The organism is Verrucosispora sp. ts21, from assembly GCF_002879555.1.
In the GTDB taxonomy this organism is placed as follows: Bacteria; Actinomycetota; Actinomycetes; order Mycobacteriales; family Micromonosporaceae; genus Micromonospora; species Micromonospora gifhornensis.
On sequence record NZ_PNOZ01000055.1, the window covers coordinates 18,367 to 43,437 of the forward strand.

Below are 25,071 nucleotides of genomic sequence, written 5' to 3' on the forward strand. Positions count from 1 at the left end.
GGTCGCCCCGCGCTCAGCGCAGGTCGTCGAGGACCTTCTCGTAGCGCGGCCGCTCGGCCTTCGGCGTCGGTGCCTTCAGGTAGTTCAGCACCACCGTGCCCTTGCGGTGCGAGACGCCGTCCCACCGCTCCGCCATGTCGATGGCGCTGCCCTCGTCCGGGAACACGTACACCGCGATGCCGTCGGTGACGACCAGTTCGGAGCAGCCCAACCCGAGCCCGTCCGGCCCGCACTCCTCCGAGCGGTCCCGCGAGTTGGCGACCTTCAGCCCGGCGGCCCGGAACGCCGCGATGACCTCCCGGGCGCTGGGCTCGCCCGCCTGGCGGGGCGGCAACTCGATCGGCGGTGGGCTCAGCGGCAGCTTCGGCGAACTGCTCTCGGTGCTCGCCTCGTCCGACGGCGCGCCACTGGACTCGGGTCCGGCGGTGGCGGCGGCGGTGGCTTCCGGGCTGGTCGGCGGCGGCGCGGCGCTGTCGGCCGAGGTTGCCGTCGGGGCGGCCGTGGACGGCCGATCCGGGTCACCACCGCAGGCGGTGAGCGCAACGGTGGCCGAGAGCAGGACGACGGCGGGCAGAATCTTCCGGTAAGTCACTCCTGGCAGTCTGCCCAACCCGGCGGTCCTCGTGCAGTGGCCGGTCGGTCAGTGCGCCTGTCACCTATCCGCTATGGCGGGCGCCGGCCCGCAGGCAGCGCGATGGCGACCGGCCGCCGCAGGCGGCCGGATGGCGGGCGCTGCCCACGGGCGCCGGGCGCCGCACGTACCATCCGATGCCGTGACAAGTCGTACGCGCACCACCGGGTCGGCCGAGGTCGTCTCGCTGACCACCGACTACGGTCTGGCCGACGGTTTCGTGGCGGCCTGCCACGGGGCGATCGCCCGGCTCGCGCCGACGGTCCGGGTGATCGACGTGACCCATCTGGTGCCACCGGGAGACATCCGGCGGGGTGCGACGGTGCTCGCGCAGACCGTGCCGCACCTGCCGTTCGGGGTACACGTGGCGGTGGTCGACCCGGGTGTGGGCACGGCCCGCCGGGGCATCGCGCTGGCCACGCCCGAGGGCCTGCTGGTCGGGCCGGACAACGGTCTGCTGCTCGACGCCGCCGCCGCGCTCGGCGGGGTGACCGAAGCGGTGGAGCTGACCAACCCGCGGTGGCAGGCGGATCGGGTCTCGGCGACCTTCCACGGTCGGGACGTCTTCGCCCCGGTCGCGGCCCGGTTGGCCTCGGGCGGCGCGCTGGCCGACGCAGGCCGGGCCGTCGATGCGTCGACGCTGGTCCGGCTGCCCGACCCGGTGGTCGAGGTGCGACCGGACGGCTTCACCGCCGAGGTGCTGACGGTGGACCACTTCGGCAACGTGCAACTGGCCGCTGCGGCCGAGTTGTTGCTTGCGCTGCCGGGCCGGGTCCGGATCCGCCGCGTGGGCGAGGAAGACCGGGAGCGTACGGCGGTGCACGGTCGTACCTTCGGCGACGCCCCGCCCGGTGCCCTGGTGGCGCACGCCGACTCGGCCGGCCGGGTGGCCTTGTCGGTCAACGGCGGCCGGGCCGCTGAGGTGCTCGCCGTCACTGCCGGTACGCTGCTGCGGATCGATGGACTCGCCGGCTGTTGACCGGCCCGCTGCCACACGCACGAAACGTCCACTGTGGAAGGCTGTCGGAGTGGAAGAACGCTGGGTGCCTGCCGCCTGTCCCTGCTGCGCCTCCCGCACCGGCGGCGGCACCTGTCCGGTCTGTTTCTGGACCGACGACGGGCAGGCCGACGCCGACGCCGACGTGGTGCGCGGCGGGCCGAACGGCGACCTGAGCCTGACCATGGCCCGGCTCAACTTCGCCGTCTACGGTGCCTGCCACCCCCGCTACCAGGATGCGGTGCGCGCCCCGCGGCCCGAGGAACTGCCCTGACCACAGGGTGAGCCGTAGCGGCGCCCGGCCCGGCCGAGTCGGGCCGGTGCCGCCTGACACCGACCCGCCTCGACGCACCGGTTCAGCAGCGCGGCACCGTGCCGCCCCAGACCGTCGAGATGTACGCGTGGCTGACGAACTGCCCGCTGGCCAGCCGGTTCCACCGGTTGGTGGTGCGGTACGGGCCGGTCACGCTCTGCCCGGTCACGTAGCACTGGATCGGCACGTTGGCGTACTGGGCGGCCAGGCCGCGCGTCGCGTAGGAGGTGCCGGGGCCGCTGCGGATGTTCAGCGGTCCGTCCCCGACCACACCCCGGGAACCGGTGCCGGTCCACAGGTACGCCACGTCGACCCAGGCGTTCGTGGTCAGTTGCAGCCCGTCCCAGAAGGTGCCGTCGGCCAGGTCGATGCCGGCCGGGTTGAGCACCACCCGACCGAACTGGTCCCGTCCCCCGTTGTAACCGGACTGGTAGGCAGCCTGCGCCTCCGGCCGGCCCTGCGGCAGATCCTTCCAGTTCTCCCGGACCGCACTGGGGTTCCAGTAGTCGTCGCGGGTGTTCCACGGACCGACGTCCCAGACCGGGGCGTACTCGCATCGGCTGCCGGTGGTGGTGCAGACCCGGACGGTGTAGTCGCCGCTGTTGCGCGGTGACAGACCGCGCCGGGACGGCAGGGCCACGAAGTGGTCGCGGGCCACGACGACGTGTCCGTTCGCGGTCGTGTTGCCGACCAGGCCGACCCGCGTCGCGTACACCCGGTAGGTGAGGCCTGGGGTGGCGGCGGTGACGGCGACCCGGTCGGCGGTGAGCCGGACGGCGCGTACCTCGGCGGTCTCGCCGGACCGGCTCGCGGTGAGCACCACCCGGGCCTGCACCTGGCGGACCGGGCTGTCGAAGACGGCGGCCGGGACGGCGTCGCGCCATTCGGTCCACCCGTGGGCACGCCAGCCCCGGACCTGGACCGTCGCGGCGGCGCCGGGCCGGGTGGTGACGGTGACGTCGGCGCGGACCCGGGTCGCCGATGCGGCGAGGGTACGCGCGGAGGTCACCAGCATGCCCTCGGCGACGGCGCTACGCCGTGCCGGGGCGGCGGGTGGGCGGGCGTCGGCCAGTCGCAGACCGGCCCGAGTGTGCCGCACGTTGACGTCGTCTCTGTCGACGACCGACAGATCGGCCTGCCACCTGTCGGTACGGGCGGCGGACGCGGATGCGGGGTGCAGGGCCACCGTGAGTACGGCGGCCATGGCGAGCGAGAGGACGGGGATGCGGAGATAATTCATGGGCAATCCTCCAGGTATTTGCCCAATCCTGCCCAGATAGGCAGATCAACGAGAAGTGGGATACAGATAGCGATACACACGAATTGCGCTCGGTCGGGGGATAATGCCGGGATGCCCGAGGGTGACACCGTGTGGAACACCGCCCGCGTCCTGGCTCGCGCGCTCACCGGGGCCCGGCTGACCGGCAGTGACTTCCGGGTGCCCCAACTGGCCACCACCGACCTCACCGGTTGGCGGGTGACCGACTGCGCCAGCCGAGGCAAGCACCTGCTGATCCGACTGGCCGAACCGACCGGCGCAGCACAGTGGACGCTGCATTCGCACCTGCGCATGGACGGCACCTGGCGGGTGTACGCCCCGGGAGAGCGCTGGAACGCCCGCCCGGCCCACCTGATCCGGGTGGTGCTGTCCGCCGCGACCGCGACCGCCGTCGGTTACCACCTGCACGAGGTGGCGCTGCTGCCGACCGCCGAGGAGGACCGGCTCGTCGGGCACCTCGGCCCCGACCTGCTGGGAACGGACTGGGACCCGCAGGAGGCGGTCCGCCGGCTGGCCGACCGACCGGCCGACAACATCGCCGAGGCGCTGCTGGACCAGCGCAACCTGGCCGGGGTCGGCAACCTCTACAAGTGCGAGCTGCTGTTCCTGCGCGGAATCAACCCGCGCACCCGCGTCGCCGACGTGCCCGACCTCGCCAGCCTGGTCACCCTGGCACACGACCTGCTGGCCGCCAACCGGGGACGGTGGACGCAGAGCACCACCGGGTCGCTGCGTCGCGGCCAGACCAGTTACGTGTACGGGCGGCGTGCCCAGCCGTGCCGACGGTGCGGCACCGCGATCCGCAAGGAGGAACTGGGCGAGCGGGTCACCTACTGGTGTCCCCGCTGCCAACCCGCCCCGACCTGACCTGGCCCGACCGCCTGGCCACTGCCCGGGGTGGCGCGCGACAACACGCCGGATGAGCAGCAAATTGACACGATTGGGTACTTCCTTAACCGGCAGGTCACGTCGCATGCTGCGGTTGAGCGCTCACGGATAGTCAACGCAGCGCGATGTGGCCGACCACGTCGGGGTGGTGGCCGCCGCGCCCCGATCACCGGGAGAGCCATGGCCGTGTTCCGTAGACTCCGGTCGACCTGGCTCGACCGTGCCACCCGCAGTGAACAGCAGGGCTCGTCCCCGACCGTCCCCAGTGCTCGCACCGGCCCGGCGGCGGTCACCGACGTCACCGCCGTACCCGAAGCGGCCGGCACCGCCGCACCGGCGAGCCTGGACCCGGCGGCCGCACCACGCTGCTTCGGCCCGGTGCCGAACCACGCCTACAGTCCCCTGCCGACCCTCGACTCCACCGGCGCGGTGGTGACCGGCACGGGCATCCGCAAGTTCGTCGACCCGCTGCCCGGCCTCGGCGCGTTGGGGCGTACCCCCCTCGGGGCCGAGCTGCCCGTCGCGGTGCCGGACACCATCAGTCACCCCGGCTGCGACTACTACGAGATCGGGCTGACCGAGTACACCCAACGGCTGCACCAGGATCTGCCGGCGACCCGGCTGCGCGGCTACCGACAGCTGAACCTGGGCACCGACGGCGACGGGCACAACACCGTCGCCCCGCCGTCGCGCGCCTGGCACCTCGGGCCGGTGGTGCTGGCCCGCCGGGGCCGACCGGTACGGATCAAGTTCATCAACCAGCTGCCGGCCGGCCCGGCCGGCGAACTCTTCCTGCCGGTGGATCCGACCATGCCCGCCGCGGGCGAGGGTCCGCTCGGCGGCCCGGCACCGTACCCGCAGAACCGGGCGGTACTGCACCTGGCCGGGGCGCACACCGGTTGGATCAGCGCCGGCAACCCGTACCAGTGGATCACGCCCGCCGGTGAGATCACTCCCTACCCGACAGGCGTCGGCCTGACTCCGGTGCCCGACATGCCGCCGCCGGGGCCGGGTGCCACCACGCTCTACTACCCGAACGAGCAGAGTGCCCGGCTGCTGTGGTTCCACGACAACACCGTCGGACTGTCCCGGCTGACCATCTATTCCGGACAGATAGCGCTCTTCCTGCTCACCGACGAGGCAGAGGATCGGCTGGTCGCCGACGGGGTGCTGCCCGACGAGCAGTTGCCCCTCGTCTTCGAGGACAAGACCTTCGTACCGGACGACGCCCAGCTCGCCGCGCAGGACCCGACCTGGGACCGGCACCGCTGGGGAGCCCGGGGCAGCCTCTGGCACCCGCACGTCTACCAACCCCGACAGAACCCGTACCAACCCGACGGCCGCAACCCGACCGGCCGCTGGGACTACGGCCCGTGGTCCCGTACCGTGCCGGCTGCCGGGTCGGACGCGGCGGCGGTGCCCAACCCGCGCCACGACCCGGTCACCGAGCCGGACGAGCCGCCGGAGATGCCCGGGGTGCCGCATCCCAGCGCGGTGCCCGGCGCGTACGGCGACACCGTGCTGGTCAACGGCGCCGCCTACCCGTACCTGGACGTCGAGCCCCGGGTGTACCGGTGGCGGATCCTCAACGCCTGCACGGACCGCTGGCTCAACCTCCAGCTGTACCGGGCCGGCTCGGACGAGCCGATGTGGACGCCCGAGGGCCGACTCGTCGACGCCGACGCCGGTGAGGTGCCGATGGTCGACGCGGTACGGGCACCGGGGCGTCCGGCGGGCTGGCCCACCGACGGTCGGCCCGGTGGGGTGCCCGACCCGGACGCCTGCGGACCCGAGATGATCCGGATCGGCAACGAGTGCGGCCTGCTGCCCGCCCCCGTGGTGATCCCCAACCGGCCGGTCGGGTTCCGCTACGACCGACGCGATCCGGCCGTGCTCAACGTCGACGGGCACGCGCTGCTGCTCGCCCCCGGTGAGCGGGCCGACGTGCTTGTGGACTTCGCCACCGTCGCCCCGGGCAGCACGCTGATCCTCTACAACGACTGCCCCGCGCCGTTTCCCGCCTTCGACCCCCGCTACGACCACCACACCGGCGCGCCCGACCGCACCACCGAGGGTGGCGCGCCGCCGTCCGTCGCCGGCTACGGCCCGAACACCCGGACCCTGTTGCAGATCCGGGTGGCGGGCACCCCGGCCACGCCGTACGACCTCAACCGGTTGCGCGAGCGGCTTCCGGCCGCCTACGCGGCCAGCCAACACCCCCCGATCGTGCCCGACCCGGCGTACGACCCCTGCTACGGCACCGTCACTGCCGGAGCGACCCGCATCCCCGTGCACGCCACAAGGGTCGAGTTCACCCCCACCGGGGCCGCCGCACCAGCCGCCCTGCCGCTGACGGTCAAGGCGGTGCGACAGGTCTTCGAGCCCGAGCACGGCCGGCTCACCGGGCGGCTCGGGGTGGCGCATCCGCACGCCGGGCCACGCGCCGAGACTGTCCTGCCGCTCGGGCCGACCGACCCTGCCACCGAGGTGCTGCACGTCAGCGACCCGGCCGTGCCGGTCGGTGCGCCGGGTGACGGCACCCAGCTGTGGCGGGTACGCGGCACCGGCCGGCAGAGCCATCCGGTGCGTTTCGACGGGCTGGACGTGCAGGTGGTCGGCCGGGTCGGGCGCGACGGTGCGATCCGTCCCCCGTATCCGGGGGAACTGGGCTGGAAACAGATCGTCCGGGTCGACCCCGGCGAGGACGTGATCCTGGCGCTGCGCCCGGAAGCACCGCCGCTGCCGTTCAAGATCGGCGACAGCGTACGGCTGCTCGATCCGACCCGGCCGGTCGGTGTGCCGGTCGGATCCACCCCGGTCAGCCCGCTCGACGGGCGTCCGGCCTCGGTGGTCAACCAACTGGTCAACCTGGGCTGGGAGTACCGCTGGTGCAGCGGCGCGGGCGGGCACCGCGACCAGGGCATGAGCCGCCCTCTCGTGGTACGCGTGTCGCCCCGGGCACCCAGCGGGCTGGCCGCCACCGCCGCGCCCGGCTCGGCGACCGCCCTACCGGCGATCAACCTGACCTGGACCGGCAACGGCAGCCGTCCACCGGCCACCAGCCATCTGCTGCAACGCGCCACCGACCCGACGTTCATCAGCGGGCTGACCGAGTTGACCGTGGCGGCCACCGCGACCCGGTACACCGACGCCACAGTCACCCCCGGCGTGACCTACCACTACCGGATCCGGGCCGAGAACGCCGTCGGCTGCTCGGCCTGGTCGAACAGCATCCCCGCCTCGGTGCAGCTCACCGCGCCGACGAAGCTGTCCGCGGCGATACCACCGGCCGCGCCGCTGCGTGTCGCGCTGCGCTGGGCCAACCGTTCCTTCGCCACCGGGATCGACGTGCAACGGGCCACCAACCCGACCTTCACCAGCGGGCCGGGCACCACCGCCATCGGCGTCGGCGATCACCACCTCGACCCGGCGGTCGCCCCCGACACCACCTACTACTACCGGGTACGCACCACCTACCTGGGTGCCGCCTCGCCCTGGTCGACGGTGGCAACGGTGACCACCCCACCGGCGCCGGGGGTACCGACCTCGGTGAGCGTGACCACCAGCACACCCGGCCCGGACACGGCGACGGTGATGTTGAACTGGGCGGCGAGCACCCCCGCCAGTCAGGGCGCGGGCTTCACCGTGGAACGCGCTCTCGACGTCGCCTTCACCCGCGAGTTGGCCACCTTCACCGTCACCGGCCGAGGCTTCACCAACACCGGCCTGGCCCGAGGCGTCACCTACCACTACCGGATCCGCTCGTTCAACGTCGTCGGCGCCTCCCCCTACACCCCGCCCCTGCCCATCACCACCCCCGAATAACGCGCCACGCGCCCGCCGCGCGCTCTCCCCGCGTTGATCAAGAAGTTCTGGTCTGGATCCGGCGTTGCGGAGACCGAAACGTCTTGATCAGCGGGGTATGCCGGGGGTGGGGTGGGGGCGGAGTTCGGAAAGGGCGGAGGCGAAGCCGTGCAGCAGGTCGGTGGCCTCGGTGAGGCGGGTGGCGGCGGGGTGTTCGAGTTGGGGGCGGTACTCCTCGGCGAGGTAGCCGGCGGCAGCCACCACCAGGCGCTCGTACGCCGTCACGCCGGCCTCCAGTTGGCCGGTGAGCGCCTGGTGCGCCTCGGCCAACGGCGGCCGGGCGTCGGCCGGCGCGAGGCGCAGGGTGCGCTCCACGCTGGCCACCCGGTCGGCCAGCTCCCGCAGGGACTGCTCGGCGACGCTCGCCTCCGCGACGGCCGGCTCGGCGAGGCCGGTGAGCCGACCCGTCATCCCGGCCATGGTGGTGGCGGCCCGGTCCAGCCGTTCCCACGGACCGGCGGCGCTGGTGCCGCGCAGTGCGGTGCGGGTACGGACCCGGCGCACCTCGGCCACCACCCCGGCACCGGCGGGCAGTCGTTCCACTGCAGCCACCAGGCGGGCCCGGTTGCGGGCGGCGGCCTGGGCCGGATCGAGGGCGGGCGGAGCCGGCTGGGCGGCCAACGCCCGCAGGTCCACCCAACGCCACGCGGCCAACGCGGTGGTGGCACCCGCAGCGGCGGCCCAGACCGCGTCGGCCAGCCCGATCCCGGCGTACGGAGTCAGGATGACCGTCGCGCCACCGAACCCACCGGCCAGGACGCTCCACCGCCGGGCGGAGCGGCGCAGCTTGCCCAACCGCCGGAAGTACCGGGTGCGTTCGTCTGCTGCCACCGTGGCCTCCTCGATCCCCCGCTCAACCGGCGGCGCTGGTGTCCCCGGTGCCCCGGTCCCGATTCATGGTCGCCCTGATCTCGTCCAGTCGGGCGACGGCCGGGTCGGCGGTCGCCGGCTGCGGGGCGCCGACCGCGCCCTGCCCGGTGCCGGCACCGAGCTGCTCACCGGCCATGCTCGCCCGGATCTGATCCAGCCGGGCGGTGCCGGCGGTGTCGAGGGTGGCCTTCTGGATCTCCAGCATCCGGCCCTCGGCCGAGTTGCTGGCCAGCTCGGCGCGGCCCATGGCGTTGGCGTAGCGCCGCTCGATGCGGTCGCGGACCTCGTCCAGGCTGGGCGTCGTGCCGGGCGCGGTGAGCGCCGACATCGACTCCAACGAGGCGGCCACGCTCTCCTGCATCTTGGCCTGCTCGAGCTGGCTGAGCAGCTTGGCGCGCTCGGCCAGCTTCTGCTGGAGGATCATGGAATTGTTCTCCACCGCCCGGCGGGCCTGCCCGGCGGCGGCGAGCGCCTGATCGTGAAGCGTCTTCAGGTCCTCCGCGGCCTGCTCGGCGGAGACCAGCTGGGTGGCCAGCGTCTGCGCGGACTGCTCGTAGCGCCCGGCCTCGACCTCGTCACCCTTGGCCCGGGCCTGGTCGGCGAGGACCAGCGCCTGCCGGGCGTTGCTCTGCAACCGCTCGACGTCGGACATCTGCCGGGACAGCTTCATCTCCAGCTGACGCTGGTTGCCGATCACCGCGGCGGCCTGCTGGACCAACGCCTGGTGCTGCCGGTGCGCCTCGTCGATGGCCTGTTGGAGCTGCACCTTGGGATCGGCGTGCTCGTCGATACGGGCGCCGAAGAGCGCCATCAGGTACTTCCAACCCTTGACGAACGGGTTCGCCATCTCCGCGGTATCCCCTCAGTAACGTCGCTGCGCCAGCCCCCATGTCGGGTGGCCCAGCTCGGCCACCGGCGATGGTGGGTCCATCGTCCCAGCCGAGCACCAGCACGACATCCGTACCGGCGACGAGGGGACGTATGCGATCAACCCTACGCGGCGGCCGCCACCGCGACCATCCGCCACCGAGCCCTTCGCGCGCTCAGGCGGCGCAGACCACGTCCCGGTCGGTGCGGTCGGCGGGTCGGACCCGGGTGCTGCGCAGGGTCGCCTTGAGCGGGGACTCCTGACGCACCGAGACCGCGACACCGTCCGCGCTGACCTGGCGTACGGAGCGGTTGGTCGCTGCGCCCACCGTCGCGGTGACCGGGGTCGACTCGGCCGACTCGTCCTGCATGGGCACGAGCACACCGGGCAGCTGCTCGGCGAGCGCGACGGTGTCGCTCACCTCTCGCAGCAACTCGGAGAGGCGGGCGCCCAGCGCATCGCAGATCGCGGCGAGCAGTTCGCTTGAGGGTTCCTTCTGGCCGCGTTCGATCTCGGACAGGTAGCCCAGGCTGACGTTGGCCGCGGACGAGACTTCGCGCAGCGTGCGGTGCTGCCCCTGCCGGCGCGCCCGTAGAGCGTCACCGATCACCCGGCGTAGCAGGACCATCGCACCTCCCCTGGGGGACAGAGTACGCCTGACCGTGCGGCCGGGCGGCGGCACCGGCTCCGATCGACGGAGCCTTCCCGCAACCGTACCCGCTATGGGCCGCCACGACATCCCACCCCGCCCGGCTACTCCGCTGCGTAACCGCCGCGCCCGCCGCCACCGGCCGCCGCCGTGACGCCTCCGGAACGCTGCGCATGCTCGGTGAGCAGCCGCAACGCCTCGGTCACCGAGGCACCCCGGATCTGATCCCGCCCGCCGTCGAGGTGCAACTCGCGTACCTCCGTGCCGTCGGGGCCGGCGACCGCGACGAAGACCAGCCCGACCGGCTTGCCGTCCTGCGGCTCCGGGCCGGCCACACCTGTGGTGGCCAGCCCCCAGTCGGCCCCGCAGCGCTGCCGCCCACCCTCGGCGAGCGCCGCCGCCACATCGGCGTCGACCGGGCCGCGCTCCGCCAGCAGGTGCTTCGGTACGCCCGCCAGCGACTCCTTCAGCTCGGTCGCGTACACCACCAGACCGCCCCGGTAGACGACGCTCGCACCGGCGATCTCCACGATCGTGGCGGCCAGCAGTCCTCCGGTCAGCGACTCGACGGTGGCCAGGGTCTCCCGCCGCTCGGTGAGGCGGTGCACCACTCCGGCCGCCGCGCGGCCCATCGATCCTTCGGCTTCTCTCACACCCACGACTGGCATCCTTCCCGACCGGACCGGTTCCTACTCGCCACGACGCGGGATTTCAGCTGCCAGAAGCGGTGCCGGCTCAGCTGCGGGCGCGACGCAGCCGCAGAGCCTGGGCGATGTAGTCGAATCCGGTGACGACCGTCACCGCGACCGCCGCACCCATGATCCAGGGACCGATCACGGCCAGCCCGTCCGGCATCGGCCACAGGTACCAGACGATGGCCAGGATCTGCAGGGCGGTCTTGACCTTGCCGCCACGACTGGCGGCGATCACTCCCCGCCGGATCACCCAGAACCGCATGGCCGTGATGCCGACCTCGCGGGCGAGGATGAGCCCGGTCACCCACCAGGGCAGCCGGTCGTACCAGGACAGCAGCAGCAGGGCGGCACCGGTGAGCGCCTTGTCGGCGATCGGATCGGCCACCTTGCCGACCGCGGTGATCAGCCCGAACCGGCGGGCGATCCAGCCGTCGACCAGATCCGTCGCCGAGGCGACGGCGAAGATCAGGCAGGCGGTGATCTGCCAACCGGCGTGGGTCATGCCCGACACGACCACCGAGGCGGCGAAGACCGGTACGAGCAGCAGCCGCAGGGCGGTCAGCGCGTTGGCGGCGTTCACCACCGGCACCCGGGCCGCCACCGGAGCCGGTGTCGACTCGGTCGCGCCGGTCATCGGCCCACGCTCGGGCACCCCATGCTGTCGTTCCCTCTCGTCTCGGCCCGCCGTCACCGTGTCGCGCCGGGCGCCGCCGAGATCATCTCATCCGGCACCGCCAGCAGGTCCACTCCCTCCGTGCCGGTCACGGTGGCCCGGACCAGGTCACCCGGACGAAGCGCGGCCAGGTCGACACCACCGTCGGCGGGCGCGACGAGGGTGGTCGAACCGTCCACCTCCGGCGCCTGGTGCGCGGCCCGTCCCTCGACGACGTCGCCGTCGATCGAGTCGACGAGCACCTCGACGGTCGTGCCGAGCCGGTCCTCGGCACGCTGCGAGCACAGCTCGTCGGCGAGGGCGCTGAGCTTGTCGTACCGGCGCTTGATGGTGGCGGCGGAGACCTTGCCGGACAGCCCGGCGGCCTCGGTGCCGTCCTCGTCGCTGTAGTCGAACATGCCGATCGCGTCCAGCCGGGCCTCGGTCAGGAAACGGACCAGTTCGTCGACGTCGGCCCGGGTCTCGCCCGGGAACCCGACGATGAAGTTGCTCCGCGCCCCGGCCTGGGGGTCCAACTCCCGTGCCGAGGCCAGCAGCTCCAGGAACCGGTCGGTGGAGCCGAAACGTCGCATCCGGCGCAGCACCGGCTCGCTGGAGTGCTGGAACGACAGGTCGAAGTAGGGCGCGACGCCCGGCGTGGTGGCGATCGCCTCGATCAGGCCGGGTCTGGTCTCGGCCGGCTGAAGGTAGCTGGCCCGGACCCGGACGATGCCGTCGATCGCGGCGAGCTGCGGCAGCAGCTTCTCCAGGGCGCGCGGATCACCCAGGTCCTTGCCGTACGAGGTGGAGTTCTCGCTGACCAGCACCAGTTCACGGACACCGCTCTTGGCCAGCCACTCCGCCTCGGCGAGCAACTCGTCAGGGGTACGGGAGACGAAGGCGCCGCGGAAGGCGGGGATGGCGCAGAAGGCGCAGCGGCGGTCGCAGCCGCTGGCCAGCTTGAGCGAGGCGACCGGCCCGCTGTCGAGCCGGCGACGCAGCACCGGACGCAGATGCGCGGGGGTGTGCTCGTCGACGTCGGCCCCTCGGCCGTGCCCGGGCAGCGACACCGCGCTGTCCCGCCGGGCGACCGGGGTCAACGGCAGCAGCTCACGCCGGTCCCGGGGAGTGTGCGCGGTGAACTCGCGGCCCTCGACCACCGCGTCCAGCCGGGCGGCGATCTGCGGGTAGTCGTCGAAGCTGAGCACCGCCTGGGCCTCGGGCAGGCTGTCGGCCAACTCCCGGCCGTACCGCTCCGCCATGCAACCCGCGGCGACCACCTTCGCGCCGGTATCGGCGGCGGCCAGCAGCGTCTGGATGGAATCCTGCTTGGCCTTCTCCACGAAACCACAGGTGTTGACCACCACCACGTCGGCGCCCTCGCCGTCGGTGGTCACCTGCCAGCCATCGGCGTGCAGGCGGGCGGCCAACTCCTCCGAGTCGACCTCGTTACGGGCACAGCCCAGGGTCAGCAGGGCGACACGGCGACCGTCAGAAGAGGTGGCAGACACCATCCGAGGGTACCGGGCCGCCGCGCCCGGCCCGGCGGGGCGGGCGCGGCGTCCAACGGGTTGGGCACGCTGTCCACCAGGTGGGGCGGGGCGTCCACCGGGTTGGACGGGGCGGATCAGGTCGGGACGGCCGGGGCGAGGGCCCGGACCACCTGGTCGAGCAGGAACACCTCGGTGCCGGCCAGGCCGACCGAGCAGAAGACCGAGACCTGGTCCGCGTCGGTGCGGCCGGGCGCGGCGCCGGCCAGCACCGCTCCCAGATCACGCAACCGCGAGGCGTACGGCGCTTCGGCGGCCAGCATCGGTGGCACGTACGCCCCGGCCTGCGCCGGTGAGTCGGTGACCAGCACGGCGGCGGCGTCGAGGAGATCGGGGCCGAATTCCGCCCGGTCGCGCTGTTTGAAACCGACCGCGTTGACGTGGGTGCCGGGGGCGAGGTCGGCGGCGTCCAGCACCGGTGTCGGGCTGGTGGTGGCGAGCACCACCACGTCGCGGTCGCGCACCGCCGCGCGGGCGGTGTCCACGGCGCGGGCCGGTACACCCAGCTCGGCGCGGACCCGGTCGGCGAACGCGGTCCGGCGTGCCGCCGAACGGCTGAACACGGTGACCTCACGCAGCGGGCGTACGGCGGCGGCTGCCCAGACCTGGGTCCACGCCTGACCGCCGGCGCCGATCACCCCGAGCGTGTCGGCGTCCGGGCGGGCCAGCGCGTCCACCGCGACCCCACCCAACCCGCCGGTACGCCGGGACCCCAGCTCCTCCCCCACGGCCACCGCCCGCACCGCGCCGGTCTGCCCGTCGTGCAGCACCACCACCTGCTCGGCCCCCGGGTGACCGAAGGTGTCGTACGACCGGTAGCCGTACCACTGCCCGGTCAGGTGCCCGGCCGTGAGCACCATCCGGCCCCCGCCCAGCGGCGCGGCGGCCCGGGGCGGGGCCACCAGTCGTCCGTCGTACGCGGCCAGCAGAGCCCGGCGCATGGCGTCCACGGTGGCCGGTGCGTCAAGCGCGCCAGCGACCTCCGGATCGGAGATGAGCAGGGTCATGCCCCCCATCGTGCAACGTCAAGCAAGGTTGAGGTCCACCCGAGGTGATCGGCCTCACCCGAGCCGCGGCTTTCCCCCGGTGCTACGGTCGGTCCCGGTGGCCCGCAAGGGTCCCCCGGACGAGTCGTGGGCGTACCCGGTCAGGCCAAGACGCCCCGTGCAAGGACCCGACTCGTCCCGTGCCAGGTGGCTCGGGCGACCGCGAAAGGTGACCCCGATGGCCTGGATCGTGCTGGTGCTCTCCGGACTGCTGGAAACGGCGTGGGCGATCGCCCTGGACCGCAGCGCCGGCTTCACCCGTCCCCTCCCCTCCGCGATCTTCGCGGTCACGCTGGTGCTGAGCATGGGCGGCCTGGCGTACGCGCTGCGGGAGATCCCGGTCGGCACCGGGTACGCGGTCTGGGTCGGCATCGGCGCGACCGGTACCGCGCTGGTGGGGATGCTCGCGCTGGGCGAGTCGACAAGCCTGCCCCGGATCCTCTGCCTGCTGCTGGTGGTCGCCGGGGTGGTCGGCCTGAAGATCTACCACTGATCTCCGGCACCGGTGGCGTGACGAACCGCACCAGTGGGTAGAGACCGGACGGCAGACGCAGACTCACCATCCGGAGGCAGACATGGCCACCAGCACCGTTCGTTCGACCAGCGCCGCCCGCATCTGCACCATCGTGGGCTTCGTGTGCGCGGTTCTCGCGTTGCTGCTCAATCCGATTCTCTTCGGAGTCATCGGTCTGGTCCTCGGTGTCGTCGGCGCGGTGCTCGGCGACAAGCCACTCGGCTGGTACGCCGCCGGCGCCAACGTGGTCGCCATGCTGCTCAGCATGTTGATCCTCAACGCGCTCTGACCCACCAGCACGACGGGCCCGCCGCGACACGCGGCGGGCCCGTGGCATGTCTGCGGCAGGGCCGGCCGCTGCCGCCCGATCCGCCGCTGTCGGCGGTCCTCGCCGCCGGTCGGTCACCGTCGGCGGTCCTCGCCGCCGGTCGGCCGCTGTCGGCGGTCAGTCCTCGTCGCCGCGCAGGCCCGCCAGGACCTCTTCCAACTCGTCCGGCTTGACAAGCACGTCGCGGGCCTTGGAGCCCTCCGAGGGGCCGACCACGCCCCGGGTCTCCATCAGGTCCATCAGCCGGCCGGCCTTGGCGAAGCCGACCCGCAGCTTGCGCTGGAGCATCGAGGTCGAGCCGAACTGCGAGGTGACCACCAACTCGACCGCCTGCACCAGCAGGTCCAGGTCGTCGCCGATGTCCTCGTCGATCTTCTTCTTGCTGTCCTGCGCGGGAGCCAGCACGTCCGGACGGAACTCCGGTTCGCGCTGGTCCTTGCAGAACTTCACCACGTCGTTGATCTCGCGCTCGGTGACCCAGGCACCCTGGATGCGGATCGGCTTCGAGGCGCCCATCGGCAGGAACAGCCCGTCGCCGCGGCCCAGCAGCTTCTCCGCACCCGGCTGGTCGAGGATGACCCGCGAGTCGGCCAGCGAGGAGGTGGCGAACGCCAGGCGGGACGGCACGTTGGCCTTGATCAGGCCGGTCACCACGTCCACGCTCGGCCGCTGGGTGGCCAGCACCAGGTGGATACCGGCGGCCCGGGCCAACTGCGTGATCCGGACGACGGAGTCCTCCACGTCACGGGGGGCGACCATCATCAGGTCGGCCAACTCGTCGACGATCACCAGCAGGTACGGGTACGGCCGGATCTCCCGCTCGCTGCCCGGCGGCGCCTTGATCTCACCGTTGCGCACCTTGCGGTTGAAGTCGTCGATGTGCCGGACGCCGTTGGCGGCCAGGTCGTCGTAGCGCATGTCCATCTCGCGGACCACCCACTCCAGCGAGTCGGCGGCCTTCTTCGCGTTTGTCACGATCGGGGTGACCAGGTGCGGGATGCCCTCGTAGCCGGTCATCTCGACCCGCTTCGGGTCGATCAGCAGCAGCCGCACCTCGTCCGGCGTGGCCCGGGTCAGGATGGACACCAGCAGCGAGTTGAGGCAGCTCGACTTGCCCGCGCCGGTGGCGCCCGCGATCAGGATGTGCGGCATCTTCGCCAGGTTGGCCACCACGTAGCCGCCCTCGATGTCCTTGCCGAGAGCGACCACCATCGGATGGTGGTCGCTGGTGGCGGCGCGGGAGCGCAGCACGTCGCCGAGGGCCACGTTCTCCGGGTCGGTGTTCGGGATCTCCACGCCGACGGCACTCTTGCCCGGGATCGGACTGAGGATGCGGACGTCCGGCGACTTCACCGCGTACGCGATGTTGCGGGAGAGCTGAGTGATCCGCTCGACCTTCACGCCGTGGCCGAGCTCGACCTCGTAGCGGGTGACCGTCGGGCCCCGGGTGAAGCCGGTCACCGCGGCGTCCACGTCGAACTGTTCGAAGACACCGGTCAGCGCGGCGATCACCTCGTCGTTGGCCTTGCTGCGGGTCTTCGGCGCGGCCCCGCTGCCCAGCATGTTCGCCGGTGGCAGGGTGTAGTCGCCGGCCAGGCCGGTAAGCGCGAGCTGCTCGGCCCGGGTCGGTGCCGGCGAATGCTCCGGCGGCTCGGCCGGCTTGCGGCTCGCCGGCACCCGCGACGGCGGCTTGCGCGGCAGGACGATGGTCTCCTGGAGATCCACATCGCCCGGGTCGTCGAAGTCGTCCGGGTCGAGCGGCGGCGGGGTCCGCTTCGCGGGGCGACGCCGGGCCGGCGTGGCGGCCGGCTCGTCGGTGTCCTGTCCGGTCTGGCCGATCACGCTGCCGGCGAGCAGGCCGAGCCGCTCAGGGATCTTGTTGATCGGCGTGGCGGTGACCACGAGCAGGCCGAACACCAGCAGCAGGATCAGCAGCGGTACCGCGACCCAGGCGGTGACCGCCCGTTCCAACACGCTGCCCACACCCGCGCCGACCAGGCCACCGGCGAAGTCGCGCTCACCCGGGTCACCCGGCTGTTGACCGATGTGCAGCATCGCGGCGGTGGCGACCAGCATGGAACCCCAGCCGATCCAGCCCCGGCCGCGGTGCTCGGGGTCACCGGGCTGGCGCATCAGCCGCCAGGCACCGATGCCGAGCAGCACCGGCACCACCACGGAGATGGCGCCGAGGAAGAGCCGGACCGTGTCGGCCAGCCGGGCCCCGACCGGGCCGGCGGCGGAGAACCAGAGGGCTGCCGCGCTGAGTAGGGCGAGGCCGATCATCAGCAGCCCGGCGCCGTCACGGCGGTGCTCCGGGTCCAGGTCACGGGCCGAGGCGGCCTGCCGGCCGACGGTGCGTACCGCCCAGCCGACGCCGTGGGCGAGGCCCATCCACAGTGCCCCGACCGCGCGACCGACGTAGGCGGCCGGACCGGGGCCCCGCGAGGTGGTGCGACGCCGCGCCGGGGCGGCCTTCTTCGCCGGTTGACGGGCACGACTGTTCGCGCCAGCACGCGGCGACGCGCCGCGTCGCCGGCTCGCTTGAGAGGTACGGCCCGCCATAGCATCACCGTAACGGCGGGTCCCGCGATACGCCGGTCTTCCTGGTCGGCTCCGCGTGTCGCAACGCGGTCCCCGCCACCTGCCGTGATATTTGCCTGGCGAAGGGATGCCCGATGGCGTCGCCGGAGTACGACGACGGTCTGGACGGCCCGCTGGCCGGGCATCCGGACACGCTACGACCGTTGACCCACGACCTGGTCGCCGCGGTGCTCGCCAACCGGGGGCACGCGGTCACCACCGACGCCGGCGGCAACCTGGTCGGACGATGGGCCGAGGCGCACATCTGGTTCCTGCGCGCCGGCGACCTCGGAGAGCTGCTCCAGGTCCGTACGGTCGCCACGCACACCTTCCCGGTGGACCTCGTACCGAGGCTGCACGAGTTCTGCAACGGCTGGAACCGGGACCGGTTCTGGCCGAAGGCGTTCGTGCACGTCGACGACGCCGGGCAGGCCCGGATCTGCGGCGAGGTCATCACCGACCTGGAACGGGGGGTGACACCGCATCAACTGGACCGCCTGCTCGACCGGGGCATCGTCACCGGCTGCGGGCTGGCCACCGAGGTGGGGCGGATCCTGGGGACGGCACCCCGGTGAGCGGGTGGGCCACCGGCCGCCGCAGCCGACCACGGATGTCGACGCCGGGCGACGGACGGGCCGACCGGGGCCCCGCCGACCTGCTGGCCGATGCGCGTGACATGCCCGACGGCGAGGCGCGCATCGCCGAACTGGAACGGGTCGCCGCCCTCGCCGAGGCCACCGGCGATGCCGGGACCGCGATGGACGCCTGGGCCGAACTGGTCGAGGCCCACCTGCGCGGCGGCCAACGGTGGCGGCTCTTCGAGCCCGTCCGGCGTTGCCTCGACACGGCCCGCCGGCCGCAGCGCCCCGACGACGGCACGCGTCCCGTCGGACCGGACGACGAGACGCTGCGCCGCTACCAGCGGTACGCCGTCGAGGCCCTGCTCGGCACCTCCCGCATCGGCCTCGATCAGGCCCGGACCGTACTGGACGGGCTGGACGACCCGACGTGCCACGACGGCGGAGCCCTCGTCGCCCAGCTGCGCTGCCGCATCGCCGATCACGTCGGCGACGAGCCCGCCGCCCGACACTGGCTGCGACGGTGGCGGACCGCCGGCCCGGACCCGGCCGCCGGCTGCCCCGACTGCCTGCCGGTACGCCAGGCTGAACTGCTCGCCGGCTGGGGTGACTGGGCCGAGGCGCTCGCCGCCGTCGAACCCCTGCTCGACGGTACGTTCGGGTGCACCGCCCAGCCGGAGGCCGCGTTGGCGGCTGCGTTGCTGCCGTGGCTGCGGGCGGGCACGGCGCAGCGGGCGGGCACGGCGCAGCGGGCGGGCACGGCGCAGCGGGCGGCGCAGGCGCACGTGCGGGCGTACCGTCGACACCGCGTCGCCCCGGACGGGTTCGACCACCTCGCCACCCATCTGCGGTTCTGCGCGCTCGGCGGCCACCTCGACCGTGGGCTGGAGATCCTCGTCGAGCAGGTGCCCCGGCTCGACCAGCCGCACGACGACCTGGCCGTGATGGAGTTCGCCACGGCGGGCGCGCTGATCTGCACCCTGGCCGCCGAGCAGCGCGCCGATCGGACGGTGCACCGACCGGCCTACCACGGGCGGTCCGCCGCGACGGTCACGGTGACGGCCCTCGGCGCGGAACTGCTCGCGGTGGCCACCGAGTTGGCCGGCAGCTTCGACGCCCGCAACGGCACCGGACACCAGTCCGGCCGGATGGCCGCCTGGCTGGCCGAACGACCGTCGGCCCCGCCGGTGCCTCTCCCCGCCGACGAACCGGTCGACGATGAGCCGGTCGACGGCGAACCGGTGGATGCCGGCGAGTCGGTGGACGGCGAACCGGCGGCTGACGACGAGCCGGCGGGCGCGCCCTGGTCGGACGGCGGGGTGCGCGACGGGACGACGGGCGAGCGCCGGAGCATGGCCGAGGAGGAGTTGGGGGCGCTCTCCGTGACGATGATCACCACCGTGTTGGATCGGCGGGGCGACCGCTACGCCCTCGACAGCGCCGGCACGGTGCTCGGGCGCTGGGGCGACGCGGTGATCCAGTTCCGGCGGGCCGGGGAACGCGGCGACGTGCTGCACGCGCGGGTGGTCGCCGACCGTCGGCTGCCGGCGGCCCGCCGCGCCGAGGCGTACGCCTTCTGCAACGGCTGGAACCGGGACCGGCTGCTGCCCAAGGCGTACGTGCACGATCCCGGTGACGGCGAGCTGGTGTTGGCCGGTGAGGTGGCCACGGACCTGGCGTACGGGGTGGCCCCGGCCCAGGTGACAGTCCTGGTCGACGCGGCGGTACGGACCGGCGTCGCGTACGCCGAGGCGGTCGCCGCCCTGCCCTGACCCCCGCCGACGCTCGGACCCGGCCTTGTCGTCGCCGGCGCGTGCCTGCTCCTACCGCAGCGAGCGGGCCCCGCCCGTTGCCGAAGCCGCGAGCGGGCCCGACCGGCGTGTGTGCCGGCCGGGCCCGGCAGATCAGCGCTGGCCGCTCAGGGCGCGGAAGTTCTGCGTGGTGAGCAGGGTCAGGTTGTTGCGTTGCAGGATCTCGTTGATCGGCTGGTAGAACGTGGTGCCGCCACGGGCGCAGTCACCCGAGCCACCGGAGGTGACGCCCTGTGCCTGGTTGCCCGAGATCCACGAGCCGCCGGAGTCGCCGGGCTCGGCGCACACGTTGGTCCGGACCAGCCCGCTGACCAGCCCCTCCGGGTAGCGCACTGTGGCGTTGCGTGCCTGCACGGTGCCGCAGCGGACCCCCGTGGTGGAGCCGGACCGGCAGATCGACGAACCGGCGGGCACCTCCCGCGAGCCGGCGACCCGGGCGATGCCGCCCCGGAAGTCGGTCACCTCCGGCAGCACCCGCGTGTTGCTGTTGACCTGCACGAACGCCCAGTCGTCGCCGGGGAACGAGGAGGACCGGAAGACGCCCTGCAACTCCCCGTCCGCGCCGGAGGTGCGGGCACCGACCCGGCCGCAGTGCCCGGCGGTGACGTAGCCGCCGACCACCGCGAAGCCGACCGAGCAACGCCCCGCGCCGACGAAGAACGGCTCACCGCCACGTACGTCGGCGAAGAGTCGCGGCTGTTCCTCGGTGGCCATCCGGACCGCCTGCCGCGGCACCCCGGCGCGAGCCACGAACCGCCACCCGGCCGCCTCGGCACCCGGCTGGGCGAGCACCACGAGGCTGTTCGAGGCGACGTCGACGTACCAGCCGGAGACCTGCTGGGCACGGGCGGCGCTGCGGTCCATTCTGGTCTTGAGCGCATCGAGCTGCCCGACCCCGCGCTCGACCACCTTCGGCACCGCCCCGGCGGCACGGACCCGCGCCGCCTCGGCCGGGTCGGCGACCGCCACGTTCAACTGACTGCCGTCGGCGCTGAGCCAACTGCCGCCGTAGTCCGCACCCAGCTCCGTCCGGAGCTGGTCGACCACGCCGGTGGCCCAGCGTTCGGTCTTCAGCCGGGCCGCGACCTGGGTCTCGTCGAGGCCCAGATCCCGGCGCAGCGCCTCGACCACCTGCGGGTCGGCACCCTCCACCGCCTGACCGGCCGGCACCCGCGGCGCACCGCTGTCACCGGCGAACGACGGCAGGGTCACCGCCGCCGCCGCGCCCACCGCGGCCACCACGACACCGATGGCTGTCAATCTTCTGCGGTCCATCCGCCACGCTCCTCCCGGCAGGCGCGGGCACGCCTGCCGGGTCGGAGTACGGGCGAAAGGTCCGAGCGGTTCAGACCTCGACGACGGTGGGCACGATCATCGGCCGACGCCGGTAGGCGTCGTTGACCCAGCGGCCCACGGTCCGACGGACGATCTGCTGGAGCTGGTGTGGATCGGTGATCCCGTCCGCGGCGGCCCGGTTCAGCGCCTCGGTCACCAGCGGGATCACCGCGTTGAACGCCGCAGCGTCCTCCGAGAAGCCCTTGGCGGAGACGGTGGGACCGGCGACCACCTTGCCGGTGACCGAGTCGACCACGACGGTGGTGGCGATGAACCCGCCGTCACCGAGGATGCGCCGCTCGGTGAGCAGCGACTCGCTGACGTCACCGACGGCGAGGCCGTCGACGTAGACGTACCGACTCTTGACCCGCCCGACCAGGCTGGCGCGGCCCTCGACCAGGTCGACCACGTCGCCGTCCTCGCAGAGCACCACCCGGTCCGGCGCGACGCCGGACTCGATGCCCAGTCGCGCGTGCGCCCGCAGGTGCCGCCACTCGCCGTGCACCGGCATCAGGTTGCTCGGGCGTACGACGTTGAGCAGGTAGAGCAGTTCGCCGGCCGGGGCGTGGCCGGAGACGTGCACCTTGGCCACGTCCTTGTGCACCACCACGGCACCGGCACGGGCCAGGCGGTTGATCACCCGGTAGACCGAGGTCTCGTTGCCGGGCACCAGCGAGGACGCCAGCACCACGGTGTCGCCGGGGGCGATGGTGATGTGCCGGTGGTCGCCGCTGGCCATCCTGCCCAGGGCGCTCATCGGCTCCCCCTGCGAGCCGGTGGACATCAGCACGATCTGCTCCGGCGGCATCGACGTCGCCTCGTCCAGGCCGACGACCAGGCCGGCTGGGATGTTCAGCAGGCCGAGGTCACGGGCGATGCCCATGTTGCGCACCATCGACCGGCCGATCAGGGCGACCTTGCGGCCGTGTTCGAGCGCCGAGTCGAAGACCTGCTGCACCCGATGCACGTGGGAGGCGAACGAGGCCACGATGATCCGGCCCCGCGCCTTGGCGAAGATCGAGTCGAGGACCGGGCCGATCTCCCGTTCCGGCGTGACGAAGCCGGGGATCTCCGCGTTTGTGGAGTCCGACAGCAGCAGGTCGACACCCTCGGCGCCGAGCCGCGCGAACCCGGCCAGGTCGGTGATCCGCCCGTCCAGCGGAAGCTGGTCCATCTTGAAGTCGCCGGTGTGCAGCACCAGCCCGGCCGGCGTACGGATGGCCACCGCCAGCGCGTCCGGAATCGAGTGGTTGACGGCGAAGAACTCACACTCGAACGGGCCGAGCCGCTCCCGGCCGCCCTCGCGCACCGTCAACGTGTACGGCTGGATCCGCCGCTCGGCCAGCTTCGCCTCGACAAGCGCCAGGGTGAACTGCGAGCCGACCAGCGGAATGTCGGCCTTGTGCGCGAGCAGGTACGGCACGGCGCCGATGTGGTCCTCGTGGCCGTGGGTCAGCACGATCGCCTGGATGTCGTCGAGCCGGTCGAGGATGGGCCCGAAGTCGGGCAGGATCAGGTCGACGCCGGGCTGCTCCACATCGGGAAAGAGCACCCCACAGTCGACGACCAGCAACTTCCCGTCGTACTCGAAGACGGTCATGTTCCGACCGATGGCGCCGAGCCCACCGAGCGGGATGATCCGCAATCCGCCCTCCGGCAGCGGCGGGGGAAGTTGAGCCTCCTCGTTGTGCGCCTCGGTCACGCGCTCACCTCATTCTGTGACGCCGTCACCCGGCGTCCGTCCGGTCGTTTGATCATTCGGGAAGTGGTAGGCCCGCTGCTGCGCAGTCGGCGCGCAGCTGAGCCACCTGGTCCTCGGTGGCGTCCACCAACGGCGAACGGACCGGGCCGGCCGGCAGGCCCTGCACGGTCAGGCCGGCCTTGACCAGGATGGTGCCCTGGGTACGGAAGATCCCGGTGAACAGCGGCAGCAGTCGACGGTGCAGCGTCAACGCGGTCGACATGTCCCCTGCGTCGTACGCCTCGATCATCCGCTTGGTGTCCGCGCCGCTGAAGTGCGTCGAGGTGCCGACCACGCCGACGGCACCGACAGCCAACGCAGGCAGCGTGAGCGAGTCCTCGCCACTGTAGTACGCCAGGTCCGTACGGCTGGTGACCCAACTGGTGGCGGTCAGGTCGCCCTTGGCGTCCTTCACCGCGACGATGCGGCCGTGCTCGGCGAGCCGGACCAGCGTCTCTGTCTCGATCGGCACACCGGAGCGGTGCGGGATGTCGTACAGCATCACCGGCAGCCCGGTGGCGTCGGCCACCGCGGTGAAGTGTCGCAGCAGCCCCGCCTGGGGCGGCTTGTTGTAGTACGGGGTGACCACCAGCAGCCCGTGCGCACCGGCCTTCTCCGCCGAGGCGGCCAACTCGATGGTGTGCCGGGTGTCGTTGGTGCCCACCCCGGCCAGCACCCGCGCCCGGTCCCCCACGGCCTCCACCACGGTGCGGATCAGCTGTTCCTTCTCAGCCTCCGTGGTGGTCGGCGACTCGCCGGTGGTGCCGTTGATCACCAGCGCGTCGTTGCCCTGCTCCGCGACGAGATGGTTCGCCAGCCGCGCGGCGCCGTCCAGGTCGAGCGTGCCCTCAGCGGTGAACGGGGTCACCATGGCGGTGATCACCCGGCCGAAGGGACGGGACACCGCCCGTGCCGGGGCGTCAACGTGGTCGTGCGTCATGGTGACAACCTATCGGACAGCGGCTGGAGGACTGCCGGGGAAGGGTGGCATGCGCCCCGGGCGGGCAGCGCCCTGAACCCGCTCAGGACTGCTCGGCGAGCGGGCTCGCCGCGACCTCGGTGCCGTCGGGCAGGGTCGAGATGACGAAGTCGGCGAAGACGTTCGGCGCGACCCGCTGCAACTGCCGCAGGCACTCCACGGCCAGCTCGCGGATCTCCACGTCGGCGTGCTCGGTGGCCCGCATCGCGATGAAGTGCCGCCAGGCACGGTAGTTGCCGGACACCACAATCCGGGTCTCGGTGGCGTTCGGCAGCACGGCCCGGGCCGCCTGACGTGCCTGCTTGCGCCGCAGCGTCGGGTTGGGCTCGTCGACGAAGTGCCGCTCCAGCCCCTCCAACAGCTCGTTGTAGGCCCGTACGCTCGCCTCCGCGGCCTCGACGAACCGCTTGTGCAGCTCCGGGTCCTCGGCGATCACCCGCGGCTCGACCATCGCCGCGTCCCGCTCGGGCACGTACCGCTGGGACAGCTGCGAGTACGAGAAGTGCCGATGCCGGATCAACTCGTGGGTGAACGAGCGGGACACCCCGGTGAAGTAGAAGCTGACCGACCCGTGCTCCAGCACGGAAAGGTGCCCGACCTCCAGGATGTGCGCGAGGTAACCGGCGTTGGTGGCGGTGGCCGGGTTCGGCTTCTTCCAGCTCTGGTAGCAGGCCCGCCCGGCGAACTCGGCGAGCGCCTGCCCGCCGTCGGCGTCCGTCGACCACGGCACGTCCTGCGGCGGCTCAAAATGAGTCCACGCGATCAACCTGACCTGGGGCTGCACCATCTCCGGCATTCCGCGACTCTAACCCCACCCCTCCCTGACCCCCACACCCTCCCCACCCCACCCACAACTCCGCGATCTTGCACTTGTGGTCGCCGAGACGCACCCTTCACCCCTTA

General features: G+C 72.7%; 22 protein-coding genes and 1 riboswitch. Of the genes, 8 read left to right on the forward strand and 14 right to left on the reverse strand.

What is annotated here, in order from left to right; translation table 11 throughout:
- Positions 1-13 precede the first annotated feature (13 nt).
- Positions 14-592: a hypothetical protein gene (locus tag C1A38_RS21900; RefSeq protein ID WP_102659634.1), complete on the reverse strand. Its 579-nt coding sequence runs from the start codon at positions 590-592 to the stop codon at positions 14-16.
- 181 nt (positions 593-773) lie between these two features.
- On the opposite strand from C1A38_RS21900, the gene C1A38_RS21905 reads away from it, so the two are divergent.
- Positions 774-1,610, forward strand: coding sequence for an SAM hydrolase/SAM-dependent halogenase family protein (locus tag C1A38_RS21905; protein WP_102659635.1), 837 nt, complete (start codon positions 774-776; stop codon positions 1,608-1,610).
- A gap of 64 nt (positions 1,611-1,674) precedes the next feature.
- Positions 1,675-1,902 (forward strand): CPCC family cysteine-rich protein, encoded by a 228-nt coding sequence (locus tag C1A38_RS21910; protein WP_233196945.1) that lies wholly within the window; start codon positions 1,675-1,677, stop codon positions 1,900-1,902.
- Positions 1,903-1,984: 82 nt separating this feature from the next.
- Here C1A38_RS21910 and C1A38_RS21915 read toward each other — a convergent pair whose 3' ends face one another.
- On the reverse strand, positions 1,985-3,181 hold the full coding sequence (locus C1A38_RS21915) for a DUF8814 domain-containing protein (RefSeq protein ID WP_102659637.1): 1,197 nt from the start codon (positions 3,179-3,181) through the stop codon (positions 1,985-1,987).
- 111 nt (positions 3,182-3,292) lie between these two features.
- Between C1A38_RS21915 and C1A38_RS21920 the strand changes: the two genes are divergently transcribed.
- Both C1A38_RS21920 and C1A38_RS21925 read left to right on the forward strand, forming a co-directional pair.
- Positions 3,293-4,087, forward strand: a complete 795-nt coding sequence (locus tag C1A38_RS21920; RefSeq protein WP_102659638.1) for a DNA-formamidopyrimidine glycosylase family protein — start codon at positions 3,293-3,295, stop codon at positions 4,085-4,087.
- A 201-nt stretch (positions 4,088-4,288) separates the two neighbouring features.
- On the forward strand, positions 4,289-7,933 hold the full coding sequence (locus C1A38_RS21925) for a hypothetical protein (protein WP_102659639.1): 3,645 nt from the start codon (positions 4,289-4,291) through the stop codon (positions 7,931-7,933).
- An 87-nt stretch (positions 7,934-8,020) separates the two neighbouring features.
- Here C1A38_RS21925 and pspM read toward each other — a convergent pair whose 3' ends face one another.
- The 7 genes from pspM to C1A38_RS21960 all read right to left on the reverse strand — a co-directional run bounded on the left by pspM (position 8,021) and on the right by C1A38_RS21960 (position 14,263).
- Entirely contained in the window at positions 8,021-8,803 is a 783-nt protein-coding gene (gene pspM / locus C1A38_RS21930) for a phage shock envelope stress response protein PspM (RefSeq protein ID WP_102659640.1), read from the reverse strand.
- 22 nt (positions 8,804-8,825) lie between these two features.
- Positions 8,826-9,689 (reverse strand): PspA/IM30 family protein, encoded by an 864-nt coding sequence (locus C1A38_RS21935; RefSeq protein ID WP_013732207.1) that lies wholly within the window; start codon positions 9,687-9,689, stop codon positions 8,826-8,828.
- 196 nt (positions 9,690-9,885) lie between these two features.
- Positions 9,886-10,338: a helix-turn-helix domain-containing protein gene (locus C1A38_RS21940; RefSeq protein ID WP_102659641.1), complete on the reverse strand. Its 453-nt coding sequence runs from the start codon at positions 10,336-10,338 to the stop codon at positions 9,886-9,888.
- Between the two features lie 125 nt (positions 10,339-10,463).
- On the reverse strand, positions 10,464-10,991 hold the full coding sequence (locus C1A38_RS21945) for a CinA family protein (RefSeq protein ID WP_102659642.1): 528 nt from the start codon (positions 10,989-10,991) through the stop codon (positions 10,464-10,466).
- A 103-nt stretch (positions 10,992-11,094) separates the two neighbouring features.
- Positions 11,095-11,688: a CDP-diacylglycerol--glycerol-3-phosphate 3-phosphatidyltransferase gene (gene pgsA, locus C1A38_RS21950; protein WP_102659643.1), complete on the reverse strand. Its 594-nt coding sequence runs from the start codon at positions 11,686-11,688 to the stop codon at positions 11,095-11,097.
- A 53-nt stretch (positions 11,689-11,741) separates the two neighbouring features.
- A complete protein-coding gene (rimO, locus tag C1A38_RS21955; protein ID WP_102659644.1) occupies positions 11,742-13,220 on the reverse strand; it encodes a 30S ribosomal protein S12 methylthiotransferase RimO in 1,479 nt (492 codons plus the stop codon).
- Between the two features lie 113 nt (positions 13,221-13,333).
- A complete protein-coding gene (locus tag C1A38_RS21960; RefSeq protein WP_102659645.1) occupies positions 13,334-14,263 on the reverse strand; it encodes an ornithine cyclodeaminase family protein in 930 nt (309 codons plus the stop codon).
- Between the two features lie 94 nt (positions 14,264-14,357).
- Positions 14,358-14,423: riboswitch (guanidine-III (ykkC-III) riboswitch) on the forward strand.
- 57 nt (positions 14,424-14,480) lie between these two features.
- Between C1A38_RS21960 and C1A38_RS21965 the strand changes: the two genes are divergently transcribed.
- Together C1A38_RS21965 and C1A38_RS21970 are read left to right on the forward strand one after the other, a co-directional pair.
- A complete protein-coding gene (locus tag C1A38_RS21965; protein WP_013732201.1) occupies positions 14,481-14,795 on the forward strand; it encodes a DMT family transporter in 315 nt (104 codons plus the stop codon).
- Between the two features lie 82 nt (positions 14,796-14,877).
- A complete protein-coding gene (locus C1A38_RS21970) occupies positions 14,878-15,105 on the forward strand; it encodes a hypothetical protein (RefSeq protein WP_102659646.1) in 228 nt (75 codons plus the stop codon).
- 156 nt (positions 15,106-15,261) lie between these two features.
- On the opposite strand, the gene C1A38_RS21975 is transcribed toward C1A38_RS21970, so the two are convergent.
- On the reverse strand, positions 15,262-17,706 hold the full coding sequence (locus tag C1A38_RS21975) for a DNA translocase FtsK (protein ID WP_102659647.1): 2,445 nt from the start codon (positions 17,704-17,706) through the stop codon (positions 15,262-15,264).
- A gap of 113 nt (positions 17,707-17,819) precedes the next feature.
- Between C1A38_RS21975 and C1A38_RS21980 the strand changes: the two genes are divergently transcribed.
- Both C1A38_RS21980 and C1A38_RS21985 read left to right on the forward strand, forming a co-directional pair.
- Complete coding sequence (locus tag C1A38_RS21980) at positions 17,820-18,299, forward strand: type III secretion system chaperone family protein (RefSeq protein WP_102659648.1); 480 nt, start codon at positions 17,820-17,822, stop codon at positions 18,297-18,299.
- Between the two features lie 35 nt (positions 18,300-18,334).
- Positions 18,335-20,074 carry a type III secretion system chaperone family protein gene (locus C1A38_RS21985; protein WP_102659649.1) on the forward strand — a complete coding sequence of 580 codons (1,740 nt, stop codon included), beginning with the start codon at positions 18,335-18,337 and terminating at the stop codon, positions 20,072-20,074.
- A gap of 132 nt (positions 20,075-20,206) precedes the next feature.
- Here the strand turns inward: C1A38_RS21985 and C1A38_RS21990 are convergent, their stop codons facing one another.
- From C1A38_RS21990 to thyX, 4 genes are all read right to left on the reverse strand, one after another.
- Positions 20,207-21,388, reverse strand: a complete 1,182-nt coding sequence (locus tag C1A38_RS21990; protein WP_102659650.1) for a S1 family peptidase — start codon at positions 21,386-21,388, stop codon at positions 20,207-20,209.
- Positions 21,389-21,458: 70 nt separating this feature from the next.
- A complete protein-coding gene (locus tag C1A38_RS21995) occupies positions 21,459-23,150 on the reverse strand; it encodes a ribonuclease J (RefSeq protein WP_013732195.1) in 1,692 nt (563 codons plus the stop codon).
- Between the two features lie 52 nt (positions 23,151-23,202).
- A complete protein-coding gene (dapA, locus tag C1A38_RS22000) occupies positions 23,203-24,129 on the reverse strand; it encodes a 4-hydroxy-tetrahydrodipicolinate synthase (protein WP_013732194.1) in 927 nt (308 codons plus the stop codon).
- 82 nt (positions 24,130-24,211) lie between these two features.
- Positions 24,212-24,955 carry an FAD-dependent thymidylate synthase gene (thyX, locus tag C1A38_RS22005; protein WP_043723373.1) on the reverse strand — a complete coding sequence of 248 codons (744 nt, stop codon included), beginning with the start codon at positions 24,953-24,955 and terminating at the stop codon, positions 24,212-24,214.
- Positions 24,956-25,071 lie beyond the last annotated feature (116 nt).

Coding starts and splice junctions, on each gene's coding strand:
- pgsA (WP_102659643.1), bottom strand. CDS start 11,688: ATGACCGGCGCGACCGAGTCGACACCGGCTCCGGTGGCGGCCCGGGTG.
- C1A38_RS21915 (WP_102659637.1), bottom strand. CDS start 3,181: ATGAATTATCTCCGCATCCCCGTCCTCTCGCTCGCCATGGCCGCCGTA.
- C1A38_RS21965 (WP_013732201.1), top strand. CDS start 14,481: ATGGCCTGGATCGTGCTGGTGCTCTCCGGACTGCTGGAAACGGCGTGG.
- rimO (WP_102659644.1), bottom strand. CDS start 13,220: ATGGTGTCTGCCACCTCTTCTGACGGTCGCCGTGTCGCCCTGCTGACC.
- dapA (WP_013732194.1), bottom strand. CDS start 24,129: ATGACGCACGACCACGTTGACGCCCCGGCACGGGCGGTGTCCCGTCCC.
- C1A38_RS21990 (WP_102659650.1), bottom strand. CDS start 21,388: ATGGACCGCAGAAGATTGACAGCCATCGGTGTCGTGGTGGCCGCGGTG.
- C1A38_RS21945 (WP_102659642.1), bottom strand. CDS start 10,991: ATGGGCCGCGCGGCGGCCGGAGTGGTGCACCGCCTCACCGAGCGGCGG.
- C1A38_RS21960 (WP_102659645.1), bottom strand. CDS start 14,263: ATGACCCTGCTCATCTCCGATCCGGAGGTCGCTGGCGCGCTTGACGCA.
- C1A38_RS21975 (WP_102659647.1), bottom strand. CDS start 17,706: ATGGCGGGCCGTACCTCTCAAGCGAGCCGGCGACGCGGCGCGTCGCCG.
- C1A38_RS21920 (WP_102659638.1), top strand. CDS start 3,293: ATGCCCGAGGGTGACACCGTGTGGAACACCGCCCGCGTCCTGGCTCGC.
- C1A38_RS21935 (WP_013732207.1), bottom strand. CDS start 9,689: ATGGCGAACCCGTTCGTCAAGGGTTGGAAGTACCTGATGGCGCTCTTC.
- C1A38_RS21980 (WP_102659648.1), top strand. CDS start 17,820: ATGGCGTCGCCGGAGTACGACGACGGTCTGGACGGCCCGCTGGCCGGG.
- C1A38_RS21925 (WP_102659639.1), top strand. CDS start 4,289: ATGGCCGTGTTCCGTAGACTCCGGTCGACCTGGCTCGACCGTGCCACC.
- thyX (WP_043723373.1), bottom strand. CDS start 24,955: ATGGTGCAGCCCCAGGTCAGGTTGATCGCGTGGACTCATTTTGAGCCG.
- C1A38_RS21940 (WP_102659641.1), bottom strand. CDS start 10,338: ATGGTCCTGCTACGCCGGGTGATCGGTGACGCTCTACGGGCGCGCCGG.
- C1A38_RS21970 (WP_102659646.1), top strand. CDS start 14,878: ATGGCCACCAGCACCGTTCGTTCGACCAGCGCCGCCCGCATCTGCACC.
- C1A38_RS21985 (WP_102659649.1), top strand. CDS start 18,335: ATGTCGACGCCGGGCGACGGACGGGCCGACCGGGGCCCCGCCGACCTG.